This is a genomic window from Herbaspirillum sp. 1173, from assembly GCF_031455335.1.
GTDB lineage: Bacteria > Pseudomonadota > Gammaproteobacteria > Burkholderiales > Burkholderiaceae_D > Herbaspirillum > Herbaspirillum huttiense.
Genome location: NZ_JAVDSP010000003.1, coordinates 392,235 through 413,748 on the forward strand (window position 1 = coordinate 392,235; position 21,514 = coordinate 413,748).

General features: G+C 64.2%; 19 protein-coding genes. 6 read left to right on the forward strand and 13 right to left on the reverse strand.

Translation table 11 applies throughout. The features are described from left to right. Nucleotides 1-3 precede the first annotated feature (3 nt). A complete protein-coding gene (locus tag J2X56_RS13615; protein WP_034340369.1) occupies nt 4-651 on the reverse strand; it encodes an RlmE family RNA methyltransferase in 648 nt (215 codons plus the stop codon). 76 nt (nt 652-727) lie between these two features. Here J2X56_RS13615 and yhbY point away from each other — a divergent pair, with 76 nt between their 5' ends. Beyond that, complete coding sequence (yhbY, locus tag J2X56_RS13620; protein WP_034340366.1) at nt 728-1,186, forward strand: ribosome assembly RNA-binding protein YhbY; 459 nt, start codon at nt 728-730, stop codon at nt 1,184-1,186. A gap of 154 nt (nt 1,187-1,340) precedes the next feature. Here yhbY and greA read toward each other — a convergent pair whose 3' ends face one another. The 4 genes from greA to J2X56_RS13640 all read right to left on the reverse strand — a co-directional run bounded on the left by greA (nt 1,341) and on the right by J2X56_RS13640 (nt 7,333). Then, nucleotides 1,341-1,817 carry a transcription elongation factor GreA gene (greA, locus tag J2X56_RS13625; protein WP_013233401.1) on the reverse strand — a complete coding sequence of 159 codons (477 nt, stop codon included), beginning with the start codon at nt 1,815-1,817 and terminating at the stop codon, nt 1,341-1,343. A 407-nt stretch (nt 1,818-2,224) separates the two neighbouring features. Beyond that, complete coding sequence (gene carB, locus J2X56_RS13630) at nt 2,225-5,458, reverse strand: carbamoyl-phosphate synthase large subunit (RefSeq protein ID WP_310160615.1); 3,234 nt, start codon at nt 5,456-5,458, stop codon at nt 2,225-2,227. Then, nucleotides 5,451-6,614 (reverse strand): glutamine-hydrolyzing carbamoyl-phosphate synthase small subunit, encoded by a 1,164-nt coding sequence (gene carA / locus J2X56_RS13635; RefSeq protein ID WP_013233399.1) that lies wholly within the window; start codon nt 6,612-6,614, stop codon nt 5,451-5,453. The genes carB and carA overlap by 8 nt, the downstream gene beginning before the upstream one ends. A 311-nt stretch (nt 6,615-6,925) precedes the next feature. Then, complete coding sequence (locus J2X56_RS13640) at nt 6,926-7,333, reverse strand: heme-binding protein (RefSeq protein ID WP_034338629.1); 408 nt, start codon at nt 7,331-7,333, stop codon at nt 6,926-6,928. A gap of 351 nt (nt 7,334-7,684) precedes the next feature. Here J2X56_RS13640 and J2X56_RS13645 point away from each other — a divergent pair, with 351 nt between their 5' ends. Next, nucleotides 7,685-8,287: a C40 family peptidase gene (locus tag J2X56_RS13645; RefSeq protein WP_039788715.1), complete on the forward strand. Its 603-nt coding sequence runs from the start codon at nt 7,685-7,687 to the stop codon at nt 8,285-8,287. A gap of 91 nt (nt 8,288-8,378) precedes the next feature. Here J2X56_RS13645 and J2X56_RS13650 read toward each other — a convergent pair whose 3' ends face one another. Then, nucleotides 8,379-9,353 (reverse strand): patatin-like phospholipase family protein, encoded by a 975-nt coding sequence (locus tag J2X56_RS13650; RefSeq protein ID WP_121040296.1) that lies wholly within the window; start codon nt 9,351-9,353, stop codon nt 8,379-8,381. Between the two features lie 147 nt (nt 9,354-9,500). On the opposite strand from J2X56_RS13650, the gene J2X56_RS13655 reads away from it, so the two are divergent. Then, entirely contained in the window at nt 9,501-10,394 is an 894-nt protein-coding gene (locus J2X56_RS13655) for a hypothetical protein (RefSeq protein ID WP_121038205.1), read from the forward strand. Between the two features lie 13 nt (nt 10,395-10,407). Beyond that, a complete protein-coding gene (locus J2X56_RS13660) occupies nt 10,408-10,998 on the forward strand; it encodes a YigZ family protein (RefSeq protein WP_034338619.1) in 591 nt (196 codons plus the stop codon). 114 nt (nt 10,999-11,112) lie between these two features. Here J2X56_RS13660 and J2X56_RS13665 read toward each other — a convergent pair whose 3' ends face one another. Continuing rightward, nucleotides 11,113-12,552, reverse strand: a complete 1,440-nt coding sequence (locus J2X56_RS13665) for an MFS transporter (protein ID WP_310160616.1) — start codon at nt 12,550-12,552, stop codon at nt 11,113-11,115. Between the two features lie 159 nt (nt 12,553-12,711). Here J2X56_RS13665 and J2X56_RS13670 point away from each other — a divergent pair, with 159 nt between their 5' ends. Both J2X56_RS13670 and J2X56_RS13675 read left to right on the forward strand, forming a co-directional pair. Continuing rightward, nucleotides 12,712-13,377, forward strand: a complete 666-nt coding sequence (locus tag J2X56_RS13670) for a metalloregulator ArsR/SmtB family transcription factor (RefSeq protein ID WP_134134731.1) — start codon at nt 12,712-12,714, stop codon at nt 13,375-13,377. Nucleotides 13,378-13,589: 212 nt separating this feature from the next. After that, nucleotides 13,590-14,357: a hypothetical protein gene (locus J2X56_RS13675; RefSeq protein ID WP_252696927.1), complete on the forward strand. Its 768-nt coding sequence runs from the start codon at nt 13,590-13,592 to the stop codon at nt 14,355-14,357. 13 nt (nt 14,358-14,370) lie between these two features. Here the strand turns inward: J2X56_RS13675 and J2X56_RS13680 are convergent, their stop codons facing one another. From J2X56_RS13680 to J2X56_RS13705, 6 genes are all read right to left on the reverse strand, one after another. Then, nucleotides 14,371-15,078: a transcriptional regulator NanR gene (locus J2X56_RS13680; protein ID WP_121038190.1), complete on the reverse strand. Its 708-nt coding sequence runs from the start codon at nt 15,076-15,078 to the stop codon at nt 14,371-14,373. 96 nt (nt 15,079-15,174) lie between these two features. Continuing rightward, nucleotides 15,175-16,563 carry a 3-oxo-isoapionate kinase OiaK gene (gene oiaK, locus J2X56_RS13685; RefSeq protein WP_209568609.1) on the reverse strand — a complete coding sequence of 463 codons (1,389 nt, stop codon included), beginning with the start codon at nt 16,561-16,563 and terminating at the stop codon, nt 15,175-15,177. Continuing rightward, nucleotides 16,560-17,804, reverse strand: a complete 1,245-nt coding sequence (locus J2X56_RS13690; protein ID WP_121038184.1) for a ribulose-bisphosphate carboxylase large subunit family protein — start codon at nt 17,802-17,804, stop codon at nt 16,560-16,562. Before J2X56_RS13690 ends, oiaK begins: the two co-directional genes overlap by 4 nt. Nucleotides 17,805-17,816: 12 nt before the next feature. After that, entirely contained in the window at nt 17,817-18,647 is an 831-nt protein-coding gene (locus J2X56_RS13695; RefSeq protein WP_034340448.1) for a phosphogluconate dehydrogenase C-terminal domain-containing protein, read from the reverse strand. Nucleotides 18,648-18,717: 70 nt separating this feature from the next. After that, nucleotides 18,718-20,055 (reverse strand): MFS transporter, encoded by a 1,338-nt coding sequence (locus tag J2X56_RS13700; protein WP_121038178.1) that lies wholly within the window; start codon nt 20,053-20,055, stop codon nt 18,718-18,720. 470 nt (nt 20,056-20,525) lie between these two features. Beyond that, nucleotides 20,526-21,476 (reverse strand): LysR family transcriptional regulator, encoded by a 951-nt coding sequence (locus J2X56_RS13705; RefSeq protein WP_121038176.1) that lies wholly within the window; start codon nt 21,474-21,476, stop codon nt 20,526-20,528. Between the last annotated feature and the right edge of the window lie 38 nt (nt 21,477-21,514).

The following is a 21,514-nucleotide window of genomic DNA, read 5'->3' on the forward strand; positions in this document are numbered from 1 at the left end:
GAATTAGCTGCGAGGATTTTTCAGGATTTTCCCTAGCAGAAAGATTTCGGACGACTTGTCGCGGCTGGCCTTGGGCTTCTTCGACATCACCGTCTTGAATTCGGCCCGGAATTTGTGCACCAGTTCGTTGTAGCCGGTCCCGTTGAAACACTTGACCAGCAAAGCGCCGCCAGGTTTCATGTGCAGCTGGGCAAAATCGATGGCCAGGTCGATCAGGTACTCCACCCGCGCGGCATCGGCAATGGCCACGCCCGACAGATTGGGCGCCATGTCCGACAGCACCAGGTCGGCCTTGCGGCCCTGCAGCAAGGCTTCCAGCTGGCGTACTGGCTCATCTTCGCGGAAGTCACCCTGAATGTAGTGCACATCCGCAATCGGATCCATCGGCAGGATGTCCAGTCCGATGATGGTGCCGTGGATGCCCCCGCCTTCAGCCCCGGCCAGCTTGTTGCGCACGTACTGGCACCAGCTGCCGGGAGTGCAGCCGAGGTCGACGATCACCTGCCCGGGCTTGATGAGACGCTCTTCCTCATCGATTTCCTTGAGCTTGTAGGCCGCACGCGCACGATAGCCTTCCTTCTGCGCCAACTTCACATAAGGGTCGTTGATATGGTCGTGTAACCAGTTTTTGTTCAGTTTGTTCTTTGCCATTCGCGTAGAATACTGGTTTTATCTCATTGAGGGACAACTTGGCTTCGCCGAGACCTCGTCCCGAACCCGCACTCCCATGTTGAATCTGACTCCCGCCGAGCGCAGCGAACTGCGCGCCCAGGCCCATGGCTTGAACCCCGTCGTGATGGTAGGCGAAAGTGGCCTGACCGAATCCGTCATGAAGGAAATCGACAAGAGCCTGAACGCCCACGGCCTCATCAAGGTCCGCGTCTTCGGCGACGACCGCGAAGCTCGCATCGCGATCTACGAAACCATCTGCGCTGAACTCAAGGCAGCGCCGGTCCAACACATCGGCAAGCTGCTGGTGCTGTATCGCCCGCAAAAGGACGAAGGCAAGAAAGCCGCTGCCGGTGCCAAGGGCGGCCTGCGCGAAGTGACCATCGTCAAGTCGCACGCCACCAAGCGCCCTTCGGTGAGCAAGGTCATGCTCAAGGGCAATGAACGCATTACCGCCGGTGGCCTGGTCAAGAAGGCCAAGCCGCGCCAGCGCAGCACCAAGAAGTCGCTCGGCTGATCCCTCGATCGCCCGTCGCGCCGGGCTGCAGCTTGCTGCGGCCCACAAAACAGAATGCCCGCTGATGCGGGCATTTTCATTTCCGGCGTCGGTATTGCGGCAGGATCATTGGCGCATCCGCCAGGCTTGAGCGAGACGGATGCGGCGGGCTACATCAGACGTAGCGCACTTCCAGGATTTCGTATTCCTTCAGGCCCGAGGGGGCTTCCACGGCCACCACGTCACCGGCGCTCTTGCCGATCAGGGCACGGGCGATGGGCGAGGTCACCGAGACCTTCGATTCCTTGATGTCGGCTTCGTCCAGGCCCACGATCTGGTAGGTCACCTTCTCGCCGCTGTCCAGGTTTTCCAGGTCCACGGTGGAGGCGAAGACCACGCGGCCTTCGGCGTTCAGTTCGGCCGGGTCGACGATCTGGGCCGCGCCCAGCTTGCCTTCCAGGTCGGCGATACGGCCTTCGATGAAGGCCTGGCGCTCCTTGGCGGACTCGTATTCGGCGTTTTCGGACAAGTCGCCCTGCGCGCGCGCTTCGGCGATCGCATTGATGACTTCCGGACGGTCTTTGGTTTTCAAACGGTGCAATTCTTCCTTCAGAAGTTCGGCGCCACGCTTGGTAAGGGGAACTGTGCTCATAAGTCTCTTGCTCAAGGTTAGGGTTACACGGAAGACGCATCCAAGGTCCGCCGGCCGCTGAACACGCAAAAAGAGAGCCGCGCCGCCAACCTGGCGGACAAGCCTTGTCTTTACGGGAACAGTCTGGCTGGTGAACGGACCGTTGCTGCAGGATTCCGTCAGCTCTTCAACAACACGCGCTCTGACTCAGAGCCGCTAAGGACATGACGCCACGCGCAAGCCCAAATGAATGTGGCCCGATGGCGTCATGTCCTTAGCGTCCCCGGACGGATCTGCCCTGCAACATTGAACATGTTGTGGCCGCAGGGTGTCGTCCAAAAGTCAGAGAGGGCATCGATTGCTCAGATGCCCTCTTTGCCTGCCGGCGCCCATCAAACTAACGCCGGCAAAAGTAACGTGTTGTGGGTTTAGTGTATAGCTTTATGCAGGCCTTGTAAATCGTAGACGTCCAGCGCGTCCAGATGGCGCATGCCTTCCACTGCCGCTTCGGCACCGGCGATGGTGGTGAAGGTGGTCACGCGGGCGGCCAGGGCCGAAGTGCGGATCGCTCCGGAGTCGGCAATGGCGTTGCGCTTTTCTTCAACGGTGTTCACCACGAGGGCGATCTCGTTGTTCTTGACCATGTCCACGATGTGCGGACGGCCTTCCACCACCTTGTTGACGGTGGCCACGGGGATGCCGGCTGCGCTGATGGCAGCCGCCGTGCCCTTGGTGGCGACAATCGAGAAGCCCAGCCCAACCAGGTCGCGCGCCACTTGCACGGCACGCGGCTTGTCGCTGTTCTTCACCGACAGGAACACCTTGCCCGACTTCGGCAGCTTCACGCCGGCACCCATCTGCGACTTCACGAAGGCTTCGCCGAAGGTCTTGCCCACGCCCATGACTTCACCGGTGGACTTCATCTCAGGGCCGAGGATGGTATCCACGCCCGGGAACTTGACGAACGGGAACACGGCTTCCTTGACGCTGTAGTAAGGCGGCACGACTTCGTTCTTGATGCCCTGGCTGTCCAGCGACTGGCCGACCATGCAACGCGCGGCGATCTTGGCCAGCTGCAGGCCGGTGGCCTTGGAGACGAAGGGCACGGTGCGCGATGCACGCGGATTCACTTCCAGCACGAAGACGGTATCGACAGTCTTGCCATCGACTTCACTTTGCTGGATGGCGAACTGCACGTTCATCAGGCCGACCACGTTCAGGCCCTTGGCCATCAGCGCGGTCTGGCGCTTCAGTTCTTCGATGGTGTCCTTGGACAGCGAATACGGCGGCAGCGAGCAAGCCGAGTCACCCGAGTGCACGCCAGCCTGTTCGATGTGTTCCATCACGCCACCGATGAAGGTACGTTCACCGTCGGAGAGGCAGTCCACATCCACCTCGATCGCATCGTTCAGGAAGCGATCCAGCAGCACCGGAGAGTCATGCGAAACCTTGACGGCTTCACGCATGTAGCGCTCCAGGTCACGCTGCTCGTGGACGATTTCCATGGCGCGGCCACCCAGCACGTAGGACGGGCGCACCACCAGCGGATAGCCAATTTCCTGCGCCAGTTGCAGCGCGTCGGCTTCGGTACGGGCGGTACGGTTGGGCGGCTGGCGCAGGCCCAGGTCCTGCAGCAGCTTCTGGAAACGCTCGCGGTCTTCGGCAGCGTCGATCATGTCGGGCGAGGTGCCGACGATGGGCACGCCATTGGCTTCCAGCTCCAGCGCCAGCTTCAGCGGGGTCTGGCCGCCGTATTGGACGATCACGCCGACCGGCTTTTCCTTGTCGACGATTTCCAGCACGTCTTCCAGCGTCACCGGCTCGAAGTACAGGCGATCGGAGGTGTCGTAGTCGGTCGAGACGGTTTCCGGGTTGCAGTTGACCATGATGGTTTCGTAACCATCGTCACGCATGGCCAGCGCGGCATGCACGCAGCAATAGTCGAATTCGATACCCTGGCCGATACGGTTCGGGCCACCGCCCAGCACCATGATCTTCTTCTTGTCGGTCGGGTTGGATTCGCACTCTTCGTCATAGGTCGAATACATGTAGGCGGTATCGGTCGAGAACTCGCCCGCACAGGTATCGACGCGCTTGAAGACCGGACGCACACCCAGCTTCTTGCGCTGTTCGCGCACGGCGGTGTCGGTGGTCTTCAGCAGCTTGGCCAGGCGGCGATCCGAGAAGCCCTTCTGCTTCAGCTGGAACAGGGTCGCCTTGTCCAGCGACTCCAGCGCCACATCCTTTTCCAGCCACAGTTCGATGTCGACGATCTCCTTGATCTGCGACAGGAACCACGGGTCGATGTGGGTCAAACCATGCACTTCTTCCAGCGAGAAGCCTTGGGCGAAGGCGTCGCCCACGTACCAGATGCGATCCGGACCGGGTTCGCCCAGTTCCTTCTCGATCAGTTCGCGGTCGGTGGTCTTTTCGTTCATGCCGTCCACGCCCACTTCCAGGCCGCGCAGGGCCTTCTGGAAGGATTCCTGGAAGGTACGGCCGATGGCCATGACTTCACCCACGGACTTCATCTGGGTGGTCAGGTGCTTGTCTGCCTGCGGGAATTTCTCGAAGGTGAAGCGCGGGATCTTGGTCACGACGTAGTCGATGGACGGCTCGAAGGACGCCGGGGTCGCGCCGCCGGTGATCTCGTTGCGCAGCTCATCAAGCGTGAAGCCCACGGCCAGCTTGGCGGCGATCTTGGCGATCGGGAAGCCGGTGGCCTTGGAGGCCAGTGCCGAGGAACGCGAGACGCGCGGGTTCATTTCGATGACGATCATGCGGCCATCGGCCGGGTTGACCGAGAACTGCACGTTGGAGCCGCCGGTATCCACACCGATTTCACGCAGCACCGCCAGCGAGGCGTTACGCATGATCTGGTATTCCTTGTCGGTCAGCGTCTGGGCCGGCGCCACGGTGATGGAGTCACCGGTGTGCACGCCCATCGGGTCCAGGTTTTCGATGGAGCAGACGATGATGCAGTTGTCCGCCTTGTCGCGGACCACTTCCATTTCGTATTCCTTCCAGCCGATCAGCGATTCTTCGATCAGCAGTTCGGAGGTCGGCGAAGCTTCCAGGCCGCGCTTGCAGATGGTTTCGAATTCTTCGGCGTTGTAGGCGATGCCGCCGCCGGTGCCGCCCATGGTGAAGGACGGACGGATGATGACCGGGAAGCCGATGGTCTTCTGCACCGCCCACGATTCTTCCATCGTGTGCGACACGCCCGAACGAGCCGAACCCAGGCCGATCTTGGTCATAGCCTGCTTGAACTTGGAGCGGTCTTCGGCCTTGTCGATGGCTTCCGGAGTCGCACCGATCAGCTCGACCTTGTACTTGTCCAGCACGCCGTTGCGGTGCAGGTCCAGTGCGCAGTTCAGCGCGGTCTGGCCGCCCATGGTCGGCAGGATGGCGTCCGGCTTTTCCTTGGCGATGATGCGTTCCACCGCTTGCCAGGTGATCGGCTCGATGTAGGTGGCATCGGCCATTTCCGGGTCGGTCATGATGGTGGCCGGATTGCTGTTGACCAGGATGACCTTGAAACCTTCTTCACGCAGGGCCTTGCAGGCCTGGGCGCCGGAATAGTCGAATTCGCAGGCCTGGCCGATGATGATCGGGCCAGCGCCAATGATCAGGATGCTTTTGATGTCAGTACGCTTAGGCATTTTGTTTCTTCTCCATCATCGCCACGAACTTGTCGAACAGGGGAGCGATGTCATGCGGTCCAGGGGATGCTTCGGGGTGGCCCTGGAAGCAGAAAGCAGGTTTGTCGGTGCGCTCGAAGCCTTGCAGCGAGCCATCGAAGAGCGACACGTGGGTCACGCGGCAGTTGGCCGGCAGGGTCGCCTGGTCCACGGCGAAACCGTGGTTCTGCGAGGTGATCATCACCTGCTTGCTGTCCAGGTCCTGCACCGGGTGGTTGGCGCCGTGGTGGCCGAACTTCATCTTGAGGGTCTTGGCACCGGAGGCCAGGGCCATGATCTGGTGACCCAGGCAGATGCCGAAGGTCGGGATGCCGCGCTCGATCAGTTCCTTGGATGCGGCGATGGCGTAATCACAGGGTTCCGGATCGCCAGGACCGTTGGAGAGGAAGATGCCGTCCGGGTTCAGGGCCAGCGCTTCTGCAGCAGTGGCTTGTGCCGGCAGCACGGTGACCTTGCAGCCGCGCTCGGCCAGCATGCGCAGGATGTTGTACTTGACGCCGTAGTCGAAGGCGACCACGTGGAATTTCGGGGTGATCTGCTGGCCATAGCCGCGGCCCAGGCGCCATTCGGTCTCGGTCCAGTTGTAGGCCTTCTGGGTGGAAACCACCTTGGCCAGGTCCATGCCGGCCAGGCCCGGGAAGGCGCGCGCCAGTTCCAGTGCCTTGGCGGTCGCCGCAGCGATGTCAGCTTCACCGGCGACGATGGCGCCGTTCTGGGCACCCTTCTCGCGCAGGATGCGGGTCAGCTTGCGGGTATCGATGCCGGCGATGGAGACGATGTTGCCTTCCTTGAGGTAATCCGACAGCGATTGCTGGCTGCGGAAGTTCGACAGCAGGCGCGGCAGGTCCTTGATGATGAGGCCGGCGGCGTGGATCTGCGAAGCTTCGACGTCTTCACGGTTCACGCCCGTGTTGCCGATGTGCGGATAAGTGAGGGTGACGATCTGGCGGCTGTAGCTGGGGTCGGTCAGGATTTCCTGGTAGCCGGTCATCGCGGTATTGAACACGACCTCACCGGTGGTGTTGCCTGCGGCGCCGATGGAAAAACCTTGGAAGACAGACCCGTCTGCGAGCGCGAGGACGGCCGGAATCGCGGGACCGGAAAGAAGAGGCAGCAAGGGTAACTCCTGAGATTGTTACCGCCGCGGCTGGATGACCGGTAGACCTTTGCGCGCCAAACTGACCGGCGCGAACACCCCGACTCATTCGGTACGGAAGCGTGGCTGGGCCTGTTGGGAACGAGGAAGAGGAATGGGTATGCGCTACGGCGGATAAAATTGGCTAAACCGCTCGATTATAGCGCAAAAGCCTCCCTCCGGCAAATCGTAGATTGCCGAAAGTTGGCGTAAATTGCACCGAAATTGCACCGAAACAGCGTGCAAGCAAGGCGGGAACGCCGGCCGGCAAGGCCGCCGGCGTCGAAGGGAAATTACAGGCCCAGGGCAGCGATACCGGCCTTGGCGATCTGCACGTCTTCCGAGGACTTCACGCCGGAAACGCCGACGGCGCCGACGTAATGGCCTTCCACCACCACCGGCACACCGCCTTCGAGCAGGCCGTCCAGGCCGGGGGCGCTCAGGAAGGAGACGCGACCGTTGTTGATCATGTCTTCATAGATCTTGCTTTCGCGGCGGCCCAGAGCGGCGGTGCGGGCCTTGGCCGGGGCGATCTGCGAGGAGATCGGGGCAGCGCCGTCCATGCGCTGCAGCCACAGCAGGTGGCCACCGTCATCGACCACCGAGATGGCCACGTTCCAGTTGTTGGCACGGGCTTCGGCTTCAGCGCCGGCAGCGATCTTCTTGACGTCGTCCAGCGACAGGAACGGTTTGGTTTGCATGGTGGCTCCGATAGGCAGAAAAAATTGAACGCTGATTGTACGGCCAGAAAGTCTTTTTTGACATCCCGCCCGGCCAACTCATCTTTCACCAATAGATGAAGATTTTTGCATCAACGCGGCCCTCTCGATCGCTTTTCTCATGCATCAAGGAAACTTTCTGCAAAAACGTAAATCATTTAGCCGAAATATTTTCCTACCCCATGTAGGAAAAACACTTACTGGGAGAAGCCGCCAAATACCCCGCTTTTGCCCCATAAATGATTTCAGTTTGACAAGCTGGCACGAATCCAGCTTTTGACAAGCCGTAAGATTTACCTTACAGTCCCGCAATCCTATTTTGAGAGGATCCCGATGACCCTACGCCGATCTGACCGAATCCGACGACAAACCGCTCGTGCGTGCGCGCTCGCAGCCGGCCTTTGGATCAGTGCATCGGCCTATTCCGCTGACCTTTCCCTGGCAGCGCAGGATCTTCCCCCTCCCCAAGCCACCTCCCCGCAAGCCCAGCTGCTGATCAGCAAGACCAATCTCGCGATCGCCCGCCTGCAAGACATCACCAACCGCGCCTCCGAACTGGCGACCCAGGCCCTGGCCATGCTGGGCATCAATTACCGCTACGGCGGCAATTCGCCCGATACCGGCCTGGATTGCAGCGGACTGGTGCGTTACGTCTTCAAGGAAGCATGGGGCACCGACCTGCCGCGCACCTCGCTGGAAATCAGCCGCGTGGGCGAGAAGATCGGCAGCGACAACCTGCAGCCCGGCGACCTGGTGTTCTACAACACCTTGCGCCGCGGGTTCTCGCACGTCGGCATCTACCTGGGCGACGGCAAGTTCATCCACTCCCCTTCGGCCGGCGGCCAGGTGCGTATCGAGAGCATGGACGAGTCCTACTGGAAGAAGCGCTTCAATGGTGCACGCCGCATCATCGCAGGTGAAGAAGAGCAGAAATGATCACCATCGCGGTGCAGACCGCATGGCAAAAGGCCGCTGGAAACAGCGGCCTTTTTTTTCGTTCATAGTACGGCCAAAAACGGCCAAGCCGTCAATTCCCGCCAGTCGCCATGAGCTTGAGCTTGCGCTTGATTTCCGGCATGGCAGCGGTGGCAGCCTGCTCGCCAGCCAGAATGGCCACGTTGCGGCTGGCGAAGTCGCTGCCCTTCATCGCACCCAGGCCCGGCTGCAGGACGATGTCGGCGTTCTTCAACTCATACTGGTTGATGGTCTGGCCCATGATGGCGAAGGTCTGCAGCAGCACGTCGATGGAGCTGCTGGAGGCCGCCTGCGCCTCCGGATTGGCCGAGATGTTGACCGCGATCACGAAGTCCGCCCCCATCTGCCGCGCAAAGCGCACCGGCACCGGCGACACCAGCCCGCCATCCACATAGGTGTGGTCGCCGATCCTGACCGACTGGAACACCCCCGGCACCGCTGACGAAGCCCGCACCGCGGTGCCGGCATTGCCGCGCTGGAACAGGATGGGCTGGCCGGTGCGCAGGTCGGTGGCGACCGCGCCGAAGGGGATCTTGAATTTCTCGATGGGGACGTTGTGCACGGCCTTGTTGACGTAGTTCTGCACGCCCTCGCCCTTGAGCACGCCGCTGACCTTGGAGAACAGCGGCACCGACCAGTCCGAGATGGCCGCCTCATCCATGGCCAGCGCCAGCTTCTGCAGGGCGAAGCCATCATTGCCCGCCGCATAGAGCGCCCCGACCAGGCTGCCGGCGCTGGTGCCGGCCACCACATCGACGGTGATGCCCTGGGCTTCCAGTGCCTTGATCACGCCGATGTGGGCAAAGCCGCGCGCTGCGCCGCCGCCCAATGCCAGGCCGATCTTGATGCGGCGTGGCGTCGGTGCCGCCGTGGCGCTGGGCGCAACCGCGGTGCCGGCCGGCGTGGATCCGCTGGCCTCCACGGGCTTGTTGCCAGCGCCGCCCGGCAAGAGCGACGAGGTACCGCAGGCAGAGAGAAGAAATACCGAAGCGATGGCCGCAGCCATCAAGCGAGAGGAGAGGCGCATGACGCGAGGGAAAGCAGTGACGAAGCCCGACATTGTACTGCAAGCGCCCTGCCCGTCCGGAGAGCACGGGAGGCGGTGGTGTAGAATGCGGCCCCTGGCTTTTCGATCCGGTCCGGCCCATCCAGGCATCACAGGCAGCATAGGCACATGAATATCGTCATCAACGAAGAACTGAAGCAGTACATCGATCCCCTCACCCCCAACGAGTACGCGGCGCTGGAACGCAGCCTGCTGGCCGAAGGCTGCCGCGATGCGCTGGTGCTGTGGGGCGACGTGCTCATCGATGGTCACAACCGTTACGAAATCTGCAGCAAGTACGATCTGCCTTTCAAGACGATCCAGAACGACAGCTTCGGCTCGCTGGAAGATGTGCTGCTCTGGATGATCGACAACCAGCTCGGCCGCCGCAGCGTCTCGGACTTCCAGCGCGGCATGCTGGCCCTGCGCAAGCGCGACATCATCGCCGCCCGCACCAAGGCCGAGGCCACGCCAGCGAAAAACACCAGCACTGAAGAGAACGAAGGCGCTGCCGCCAGCGATGCGCCTGCGGCCAGTGACGATCCCTGGCACGCCGACGACAACACCGGCCGCATCAAGACCCGCGAAGACATCGCCCGCGCCGCCGGCATCAGCAGCGCCACCATCGGCCAGATCGACCGCATCCGCAAGACGGCCGCGCCCGAGCTGGTGGAAGCAGTGCGCAATGGTGCCATCTCCATCAATGCCGCCGCCGCCGTGGCAACCCTGCCCAGCGAGGCGCAGGTCAGCGCCGTGGCCGGGGGCAAGAAGGAATTGCGCGAAGCCGCCAAGAAGGTGCGCGAACAGAAAGCCGCCACCCGCACCCCGCGCGCACCCAAGCCCGATGAGGCGATCACGGAAAACGCCATCCCGCTGGTGGACGGCCAGGAAAATGAACTCACCGCCACCCTGCGCCGCGAAATCGCTACCCTGCAGTCGCGCGTGAGCCGCCTGTCGGAAGAGAACCAGGGCCTGCGCGCCGAGCTGGCCCTGCTCAAGGGTGCCGCTCCCCAGCAGGACTGAAACGCCGTCTCTCATGGCCACCTTCACCATCGCCCGGCGCGCCGAGATCGAACTGGAGATCCGCAAGAGCCGCTTCATCGGCATCGTCACGCCGGTGCCCGGCCGCGAAGCCGCCATGCAGGAAATCGCCCGAATGCGCGATGCCCATCGCAGCGCCACCCACGTCTGCTGGGCACTGATGGCCGGTGGCCAGTCCGGCATGTCCGACGACGGCGAACCTTCAGGGACTGCGGGACGCCCGATGCTGGAAGTGCTGCGCCATCATGAACTCGATGGCGTGCTGGCCATGGTGGTGCGTTACTACGGTGGCGTCAAACTCGGTGCAGGCGGCCTGGTGCGCGCCTATACCGAGGCGATTGCGACTGCGCTCAAGAGTACCGAGCGCACCGAACGCGTAGCACAGGCCGAGATCGAGATCGGCGTGGTCTATTCCGCCGAACCGCAGCTGCGCCACTGGCTGGCCCAGCAGAAATACGAATTGCTGGACAGCCGCCACGACACCCTGGCCCATCTTCACCTGCGCTTGCCCGAAGCGGCGCTGTCGCAGGCCGAGGAGGCCATTCGCCGGCTTTCTTCGAACGCCGAGATCAAGCGCATCATCTGATCCATCCGCGCCCGCCGGGCCGCCTCGGGCGGCCGCGACCACAGCATGTCGAACTCGGCCACCAGCAGGTGGTAGTCGATTTCCGTCAACGGTGTTGAAGCCTTCATGCCACCCTCACCGGTCCCGCACCACACTGCGCGCGACCAGGATCGCCAGTGCCGGTGCCAGCGTGAACAGCGCCAGCAATACCCAGGCTGCGCGCGCAGTGGCCTCTGCCCCGCCCGCTCCCAGCCCGGCCTGATTGGCCACCAGTCCCGCCAGTGCCGCCCCCAGCGCCATGGCAAACAATTGCACCGTCGTGATGGCCGACGAGGTCAGGTTCTCTTCGCCGGGCTGCGCCGCATGCAGCGCACGGGCCACCAGATGCGGCCAGCCCATGCCGATGCCCAGGCCCGTCGCCCCCAGCGCCAGCACGATCAGGCCATCGGCCAGCGCGCCAGCGGGCAGCCATTGCGCCGGCATCAAGAACGCCAGCAGCGCCATGCCCAGCGTCATCATGCAGGGACCGAGCCGGATCATGCGCAAGGCCGCCCGTCCGCTCAGACCCGAACCGCCCAGCGAACCCAGGCTCCAGCCCGCTGCCATGGCCGCCGTCGCATAGCCGGCGCCCAGCGGGTCGTAGCCGTGCAAGCCCTGCAGGAAATACGGCAGGAAGATTTCCACGCAACTGCCCATGACCAGCAAGGCGATGCAGGCCATCACCCCGCCCATCACCGTGCGCGGCCGATAAGCCGCGTGCGGCAACAGGTTCGCGCGATGGCGCAGGTCGATACGCGCCATCCACACAGCCAGCAACACTCCCGCCAGCACGCAGGCCGCGGCCAGCCAGTCATCATCGGCCTGTGCGGCCAGCGCTACCAGCACTACCGATGACGCCAGCAAGGCGATGCGTCCCAGCGGCACGGCCTGCGCCGGGCCGCTCGCGCTGCGCACCGTCGCCGGCCCCAATTGTCGCCACACCAGCCAGGCCTGTGCGGCAAGCAAGGGCAACAAGGCAAAGAACGCCACGCGCCAATGGCCGCTGGCGGCAAACAGGCCACCGACGGCGGGCCCCAGCAAGGTCGAGACACCCCACATGCCGGACACCAGCGCGATGGCACGCGGCCACATGCGCGGCTCGAACACCAGCGGGATCAGGGCATACGCCAGCGCCGCCAGCAGACCGCCGCCGACGCCCTGCACCGCCCGCCCCGCCAGCATCCATCCCATGCTGCCTGCGCTGCCGCACAGCAAGGCGCCGCTGCCGAACAGCGCCAGTGCCATCAGGTAGGTGGCGCGCGCGCCCAGCGCCCCCATGAGCTTGCCGGTCAAGGCGGAACCGGCGATGGAGGCGGCCACGAAGAGCGTCACGTTCCAGGCGTAATACGCCAGGCCGCCGATATCCCGCACCACGGAGGGCAGGATGGTGGTGACGATGTGCACGTTGATCGCATACAGGGCGACCCCGCCGGTCAGCGCGACGGCGCGCCAGCGGTGCGGGCCCAGCAGTTCACCCCAGCCGGCCGCAGCCGTTGCGGCGCCTGGGGAAAGGGATGAGGTGGAAGAACGGGTCATGGCAACAGGCCTTTCTCAATGCAGCGGACACGATGCGTGGCCCGGGACCGCATCGACAAGGATGGGACACCGGGATATTATGCAAGTCAATTCTTGCTTAATTACCGCAAATGGTAAGAGCAATTTTTTAATTAAACAAGTAAACACTTGGAAAATATCATGCGCGATGAAAGCTCTGCTGCCGACACCGGCCCCAGCACGGCCGAACGACTCCTGCTGCGCCTGAAGACACGCGGACCGGCGGCCACCGCCGAACTGGCAGGCGAACTGCAGATCACGCCCGAGGCAGCGCGCCAGCAATTGCAGAAACTGGCGGCAGAAGGCCTGATCTGCCCGCGCCAGGCACAGACTACCGTGCGGGCCGGAAGGCCGCGCCAGGACTGGGAGTTGACCGGTGCCGGCCATCGCCGCTTCCCGGACACGCATGCCCAGCTGACGGTGCAACTGATCGGTTCGATCCGCCAGCTCTTTGGCGAACCAGGCCTGCACAAGCTGATCGACCAGCGCGAGCAGGACATGCGTGCGGACTACCTGCTGCAGTGCGACGGGATCACGGCACCCGGCAAGCGCCTGCAGCGGCTGGCCGAGCTGCGCACCGCCGAGGGCTACATGGCACGGGTGGAAAAGCAAGGAAGGGATTGGTTGCTGATCGAGGACCACTGTCCCATCTGCGCCGCCGCCAGCACTTGCCAGGGATTTTGCCGCTCGGAGCTGCAGCTCTTTGGCGAGGTGCTGGGCGAGGAGTTCGCCATCACCCGGGAAGAACACCTGCCCGCAGGCGGCCGGCGCTGCGTCTATCGTATCCGGCGCTTGCCCGTACGCTGAAGCGCGGGACTGCCGGCACGGCCGGAAATGTGCGAAGATCGCGCTCGCCGCGCCGCCTCGGGGGAGGCCGCACGGCCATCGCCACAAGCCAACGCGCCAACGTACCAACACCAGGGGAAGCCATGCCGCCAGACCAGAGTGATTTCGATCCCGTACTCTTCATCAAGGATGGGCCATCAACGCCCTTGCTCGACCCCGTACGATATCCGTACATGCTCAACCAAAGGGGCGTGGGCAGCCAGAGCGAGACCGCCGTGGGCGAGCTCATCACGCTGGCACCGGAAGCGCCGGCCCTTGAACGCGGTGCGACCTACCGCGACATCGCCCATTGGCAGCGCACCGTCACACCCAAGGACTGGCCCTCTTACGAGATTACCGAATTCGATTTCCGTGTTCCCGAGGTGCGCTATGAGCCCCTGCCAGCCACCCCGGAGAACGCCCAGGCTTTCGGCGCGACCCTGTTGCGCGACGGCCAGTGCCTGCACTTTCCCTTCGACAACTTGGTGATGGCCGACTACACCTATGGCAAGTGGGCCGGCTATGAATCGCCCTACCTGGGCGATGGCCGCAGCCGCGAGCTGCTGACCTGGAATGCCACCGACCTGGAGTATCACGATTTCGCGCACATCTTCTTTTCGCGCGGACCCGAACCGCTGGTGATCACGGTGGCGCGCTGGCGTCCTTACGTCAATGAAATCAGCCTGGCCGACCTGTGGGTGGAACCGGGCGATGCCCTGGTGATCCCGCCCAAGCGCATGGCCCCGCCGCCCACGCCGGGCATGAGCGAAGAGGAGAAGCGCCTGCTGGTGGTGGACATGCACAACAACCGCAATTCAGCCCAGGCCTGCCGCCGCTATGACGGCCCGCCCGCCCTGTTCACGGTCACGGTGCTGGCCGATGCGGCGGTGATGTCGGCACCGCTGACCCGCCCTTATTATCACGAAGAAAAACAGCCGACCTGGCACGGCATGCTGCGTTAGGGCCGCTTCCCCATTACTGCTGGCCCAGCTCCCGGTACAGATCATTGGCCCGCATCAGGTGCGCGCGCATGGCGTCGGCGGCGGCATCGCCGTCATGCGCGGCAATGGCGTCGACGATGCGCTGGTGCTCGGCCAGGGTCAGTTCCTCCGCGCCGGGGGCGCGCACCAGGGTGGTGTAGAACTCGCTGGCCCAACGGAACATCGACTCCACCACCGAGGGGAAGATGGGGTTGCCGCTGATGTCGGCGATCTCGCGATGGAAAGCCATGTCGCGTTCGATGAATTCCTCCAGGTTGACCATCGAGGCGCGGTGTGCGGCGATGGCCTCGCGCAGGCGCGCGACCTGCTCCTCGGTGGCGCGTTCGGCGGCCATGCGGGCGGTGCTGGTTTCCAGGAAAACGCGCGCTTCCTTCATATGCCTGAGCATGTCCGGCTTGGTGCGCAAGAGATGCTGGGCACCGGCCGCGATCTGGGCGATCAGGCGGTCGGCCGTGGGATCAACCACGCGCGCCCGTTCACCATGGGCAATTTCCACGAAGCCGGAACGCTCCATGGCCTGCAGCGCTTCGCGCACGGCCGGACGGCCCACGCCGTACTGGTCCATCAGGTCGCGTTCGGAAGGCAGCTGGGAACCCGCCGGGAATTCCCCTTGATGAATGCGCGCCATCAGGCGCTCCAGGACTTCCTGGTATAACTTGCGTCGCTGTATCGGTTCCGGCATGGCTGCACTGTCTCAATTGTAGGTTTCGTTGGACGCGCACTCTACCACAATCCCGCGCCAGCACTGTGATTGCGGCCGTCCAACCAACCTCTTCTTTCAGCTGCGCCGGCCCTCCAGCACGTCGCCGAAGAAGCTGCGTGCGCCGACCTGCCCCCCCTTGAGTACCAGCTCCAGTCCGTCGCGTCCCGGATGATCCGACCATGCCCGGCACAAGGGTGCCCCCGGTGCCAGTCCGGCACAGACCGACAGCGCGGCAATATCGAGCGCACTGGCTACCTCGCCCGAGCTGTCGCCGCCGGCAATGGCGATGCGTTGCAGGGGGCTCGCTTCGAGCAGGCGGCGCATGGTGGCCGCCAGTGCCATGCCTACCTTTTGCGCTGCCTCCGGTCGCGTCAGCCCGGCAGCCGCCGCAATCCCGTCAAAGCCGCTCACGCAGGGATCGTCCGGCCCTTCCGCCGAAAACACCAGGGGACTGCGCCGTTCCCGCAGCGCCGCCACGGCGGCCGCGACCAGCCGTGCCAGTTCCGCCTCACGCGTGGCCTCGGACAAGACCGCCGGCAGGTCCATGCGCAGGCACGCGAACCCGTGTTCGCGCGCCCAGCCGATCTGCCCTGCAGTGACCGGCGAGCAGCTGCCGCTGACCGCTGCGATCACCGGCACCGGGCCCGCCTGCGGCAGTCCGGCCTGAGGGGAGATCCAGCCACGCGCACGCCAGTAGGCGGTGAGCGCGTATTGCAATCCGGACGATGAGGCCGTGAAGACGCCCGCCCCGCGCTCTTCCCAGACCAGCCGCCCGGCTTCGCGCAGGGTCTCCTCATCGAGGACATCGATCATCACCACCGGCACATCCTTGCCACGCAAGGAAGGCAGGCGCGCATGCGCGGCCTGGCCACCCTCGCGCAACTGCAGCATGTCCACCAGTTCGATGCGGCGAGCCGTCTGGTGCCGCAGATGGCGGCGCAAATCGGACTCGTCCATGGGCGTGACGGGATGACGGGCCATGGTGGGGTGGCGATCGAGCCGATGGCCCTCACCGTCAACGGCCGCAAACAGGTTGCCGAAGACTTGATAGCGCTTCAGCCGTGGCGCCCCCACGATCATGGGGGAGAAATCGCCCGCCATGTGGCGCACGCCCAGATCGATGGCGCGGCCGATGGAGCCGATGGCCGGCGAGGAATCAAAGGTCGAGCACACCTTGTACTGCATCAGCGGCGCACGCAGCGAGGCCAGCGCGGCAAAGGGAGCGGGCAGGTGTTCGTCCATCCATTGCGGCGAACGTCCGCGCGAGGCCCCCGCGATGCCGATGCAGCGCGCCTCGGGAAAGCGCGCCAGCAGCGACGCATCGGGCGTCCGCAAAAACAGTACCGTGGACAGGCCGGCCGCGCTCATCACCTCCATGGCATCGGTGGACCCGGTGAAGTCATCGCCGTAATACGCCAGCAGCAAACCCGGCGGCAGGCCGTCGTGATCGGGCAGCAGGCTCATTTCCAGAACTCCAGCGCCGCCTGCAAGGCCGGATGCTTGCCCGCATGCTGCCGCAGCGGCACGCCTTCGACGGCCGCCACCCAGGCCTCGCGCAGCGCCTGCACACCAGCGGCCACGCCTTGCGGATGGCCGAAGATGCCGCCACCGGCGGTATGGATCAGGTCGGCGCAGCCGATGGCCGCATAGGTATCGGCCGCCTGCAGGCCGGTCTGGCCCGAGCTGAACACCGGCATGGTACTGACCATCTCCACCCCCGGCACCACCGGCTGCAGTACCGAGCGCGCAGCGGCAACGACGCTGTCGTCCGGTTCGCTGAACTTGTTGCGCAAGCCATTGACGTGCATGTGGTCGGCCCCGGCAAGTCGCCACAGCTGCTGCCACGGTGCGTAGTCCCAGCCCAGTTGCGGGCTGCGCGTGAGATAGCCCCAGCCGGCGCGGTGCGCATGGATCGGCAACTGCGCATGGCGGCGCAATTCCTGCAAGCCGACCAGGCCGATGGAGTTCAGCACCGCCATCACGCAGGTACCGCCTTCGGCCAGCACCAGGTCGTGGCGGCGGCGCATCTGATCGAGGTCGCCGGTCAGGTTGAAGGCCACCATCACCTTCTTGCCGGTGCGCTCGGCGTGCTCATTGACCACCCGCATCACCGCGCGCACCCGCTCATCGAAGGGACAGCGGCCCCCATCGGCCTGCAATTCATCATCCTTGATGAAGTCGATGCCACCGGCCACCAGTGCGCGCACCTGCTCGACTGTCTCCTCGACCGACAAGCCGATGCTGGGCTTGATGATGGTGCCGATCAGCGGACCGTGGGTCACGCCGGTCAGCTTGCGCGTCCCGGCGATGCCGAAGGCGGGGCCGGGATAGGCCTCCACGAAAGCGCGCGGCAAGCGCAGCCCGGTCAGGCGCAAGCCCGAGACCTGGCGCAGTTCGAACAGGTTGCCGGCCACCGTGGACATCAGGTTGGGCAGCGAGGCGCCAGTGTTTTCCAGCGGCCAGGACAGTTCCAGCCGGCACTGCGTATAGCGCGCGGCGGGCATGCCGCCGGGCAGGCTGGGCGTGGTGCTGTGGCCAAGGATCTCCAGCTGTTCCACCCGCGCGCCGGAGCGCTCCTTCAGGGCGGGCGTTTCGGTGGCCAGGGCCACGAAGGTGCCGCTGGATTGTTCGCCCGCGATGACCTCGGCCGCGCGGGCCGGATCGTCGCCGGTTTCCAGCCAGTAGCTGGCGTAGATGCGTTCCATGCGCGCTCCTGGTCAGGTGATGCGGCGGATGCTCTCGGCGATCTCGTCGTGCTCGAAAACCTTGAGCCAGTCATCGCGCAAGAGGCGCGGCAAGCCGTTCTGGATGGCCTTGTTGCAGGCATCCGAAAACGCGCCCGGGATTTCCTTGAAGATCACCGCGCCCAGGATATTCATGTGGCCCAGCAGGAAGTCGCGCGCGGCCTCTTCCGGTACGCCCCGGCGCACGGTCTCGTCCATGGCCTGCTTCATCGCGTAGAGCAACGTGGCACAGACCGTTTCCGACAGCCCCGGCTCGAGGATGGCCATCTGTTCCACGGTCAGGCGATAGCTGCGCAGGATGGGCTGGTAGATCACCTTGGCCACGTCTTCCCCGAGATCGAAGGCCGACTCCGGTCCCTGCATCAGGGCGCTGGTGATCGATTGCCGGGCCGCGCCGCCACCGAAGAAATCGCGCCGTCCTTCGGCCGTGGTTTCATCGTTGAAGATGGGCGGATGGCAGGGGTGCGCCACGAAGTAGACCAGGTCCGGCCGGTCCGGCAGGTGGCCGGCGAAGGGCGCGGCGGCGTCCAGGGTCATCACCATCACGCCGGCGCGCAGCTTGGGCGAGATCTCGGCGGCGATCCTGCCGATCAAGGTATCGGGCACGGCCAGGATGACCACGTCCACATTGTCGAGCGCGGCATCGATGCTGACGCACTCGACACCGACTTCGTCGCGAAGGCGCTGCTGGCCGGCTGCACTCACTTCCACGTGAGCCACGCGGTAGTCGGATTTCTTCAGGTTCTTCGCCAGGCGCACACCCATCTTGCCGCCTGCGCCGAAGAGTGCAATTTTTTCCTTCATTTCAGTTCTCCTGTGATCGTTGGCGGCCCGTTCGTGCATTGAACGGGCCGATTCTTTGCGTGCGCCGACCTCACTCGGCGATCACGCGTCCTTGCAACTCGCTGGCCTCTTGCCGGGCGCCGGCGCCGATGGCGAAGATCACCAGGGCCGACACCGCCATGAGCGCGCCCACCACGAACATCGGTGCCTGGTAGTTGCCGGTGGCATCCTTGATGGCGCCGGTGATGAAGGGCGCCATGAAACCGGCTGCGTTGCCCACCGTATTGATCAGCGCAATGCCCGCTGCTGCGGCCGCCCCCGAGAGGAAGCGCGCCGGAATCGACCAGAAGGCCGGCAAGGCCGAGAAGATGGCGCAGGCTGTCACGGTGATGGCCAACACCGTGGTGGCCGGGCTTTGCATGTAGAGCGCCGCCGGGATACTGATGGCCCCCAGCAGGGCGGGCAGTCCGACGTGCCAGCTGCGCACGCCGCGCCGGGTGGCGTCACGGCTCCACAGGAACAGCGCGAAGGCGGCCGGCAGGTAGGGAATGGCCGTAATCAGGCCTTTCTGGAAGACATTGAATTTGCTGCCGAACTGCGCTTCGAAGCCGCCGATGATGGTCGGCAGGAAGAAGGCCAGCGCATAGAGGCCATAGATCAGCCCGAAATACACCAGCGCCAGCAGCCACACGCGCGGGTTCTTCAGCGCGGCACCGGCATGGGCCACATGCTCGACACGCTTGCTGCTCTGTTCGGCCTGCAGCGCGGCGGTCAGCCATTTGCGCTCGGCCGGGTCCAGCCATTTGGCGTCGGCCGGCCGGTCGGCCAGGTAGAACCAGGCGATCACGCCCACCACGATGGCCGGCAGCGCCACCCCGGCAAACATCACGCGCCAGCCTTCCAGCCCGAACAGGCCGTGCGCCTCGATCAGCAGGGCTGCCACCGGCGCACCGATGACGATGGTCAGCGGCTGGGCCAGGTAAAAGAGCGCCAGGATATGGCTGCGGTGCCGCGCAGGGACCCACAGGCTCAGGTAGAGGATGGCACCGGGGAAGAATCCGGCCTCGGCCACGCCCAGCAGGAAGCGCAGCACATACAGCCCCTCCACGCTGCTGACCCAGGTGAAGAGCAGCGCCACGATGCCCCAGGTGACCATGATGCGGGCCAGCCAGCGGCGCGCGCCGTACTTGTGCAGGGCCAGGTTGCTGGGGATTTCCAGCAGCACGTAGCCGATGAAGAAGACCCCGGCTGCAAACCCGAACTGGGCGGCGGTCAGGGCCAGGTCACGGCTCATGCCATTGGGGCCGGCGAACGAGATCGCCGTGCGATCCAGGAAGTTGATGAAAAACATCAGGCCCACGAAGGGCACGAGCCGCATTGCGACCTTGCGGATGGCCGATCTTTCGACGGCGCTTTGGGGCGTCTCCATTATTGTCTTGTCTCCTGTCGGGTTGAGAGGCTGTGCCTGTTCAACGACAACCTCTGCGGGGTTGGCCAGGAAACGCGGGGGCTGTGCGCCTCGCGGTCGCCTGGCTGCCTTGGTTGTTTCTTTATTATTTCTTTGTGCTGCTTCGTCTTTGCCAGCAGGCAACCCAAGCGAAAATCCGGACAGCGCCAACTGGTATAATCACTATACCATTACACCAGATTGGCCTGCCCAAATTTTTTGCATGGATGAGGTGAATATCCTTTCATTTCGCCCTGTAACCACCGTCACTCGGCGGTTTCCGGCCGGGCAGGATTCGGCCAGGGGCATCAGGCAAGGGCGAACGCGTCCTCCCTGCTGCTGCCTGGGCAACGCAAGTGAAGCTTTGCGCATTGAAGTGGGGGGGAGGAAAAAGAGGGGGGAAGCGAAGACCAGCCCGGCGCCAGGCACCATGGCCGGGCCGGCGGACGGGCTCAGGCGGCCCCGGCCTCTTGGCGCAGCAAACCCACGAAGGCTTCCCCTGCCGAGGACAACTGCCCGCCCTTGCGCGTGACGATGCCGATGGTCTGCGACATCGACCGCAGCTTCACCGGCAGGATGCGCAGCATGCCGCGCTTGACGAACATCTCGGCCACTGCCGTCGGCAGGATCGAGACCATGTCGGTCCCCTGCTGCAGCAAGGCCACCGTCACGAAGGTGGAGGCGGTGGAGATCGCATTGCCCGGCATGCTCACCCCGGCCAGGTCCATTTCGCGCTCCAGTACCGCATGCAGCGGCATGTGGCTGGGATAGGTGACCCAGCGATAGCCGGCCAGCGCCGCCAGGCTCATCTGCCTGCCGCGCGGGCGCGGGTGCTCGCCCGAGACCACCACCGACAGCGGCTCTTCCGACAAGGGCTGATAGTGATACTTGCCCGGGTTGTCCGAGACGCTCGCGCGCGCCACCAGCAAATCCAGATGGCCTTCGTCCAGCCGGCTCAGCAACTGCACGCTGGTCTCTTCGACGATATCGATGGACAGCTCCGGATGACCCCGCTGCAAGGCATCCACCGCCGGCACCACCAGTTCCGGCAAGGCCCCCATGACCGCCCCGATGGCCAGCCGTCCGCCGCGTCCGGAGCGGATCTGCGCCATTTCCTCGCAGAGCGATCCGAGATCGGTGGCCATCAGGCGCGCGTAGCGGATCACGCAGTGGCCGAACTGGTTGGGGATCAGGCCGGATCTCGTGCGCTCGAACAACTGCGCATCCAGTATCGCTTCCAGCTCGGCCAGCGACTTGCTGGCGGCCGACTGCGTCATGGCCAGCGCATTGGAAGCCTTGTGCAGGGATTGATGGTCGTCCAGGGCGATGAGCAACTGCAGCTGCTTCATGCGCAGGCGGGACAGGAGACTGTTGAGGCTTTGCTGGCTGGGCGCGGGTTTCATGGGTGATTCCAAAAAGCGATCACATGATGGAAAGTCTT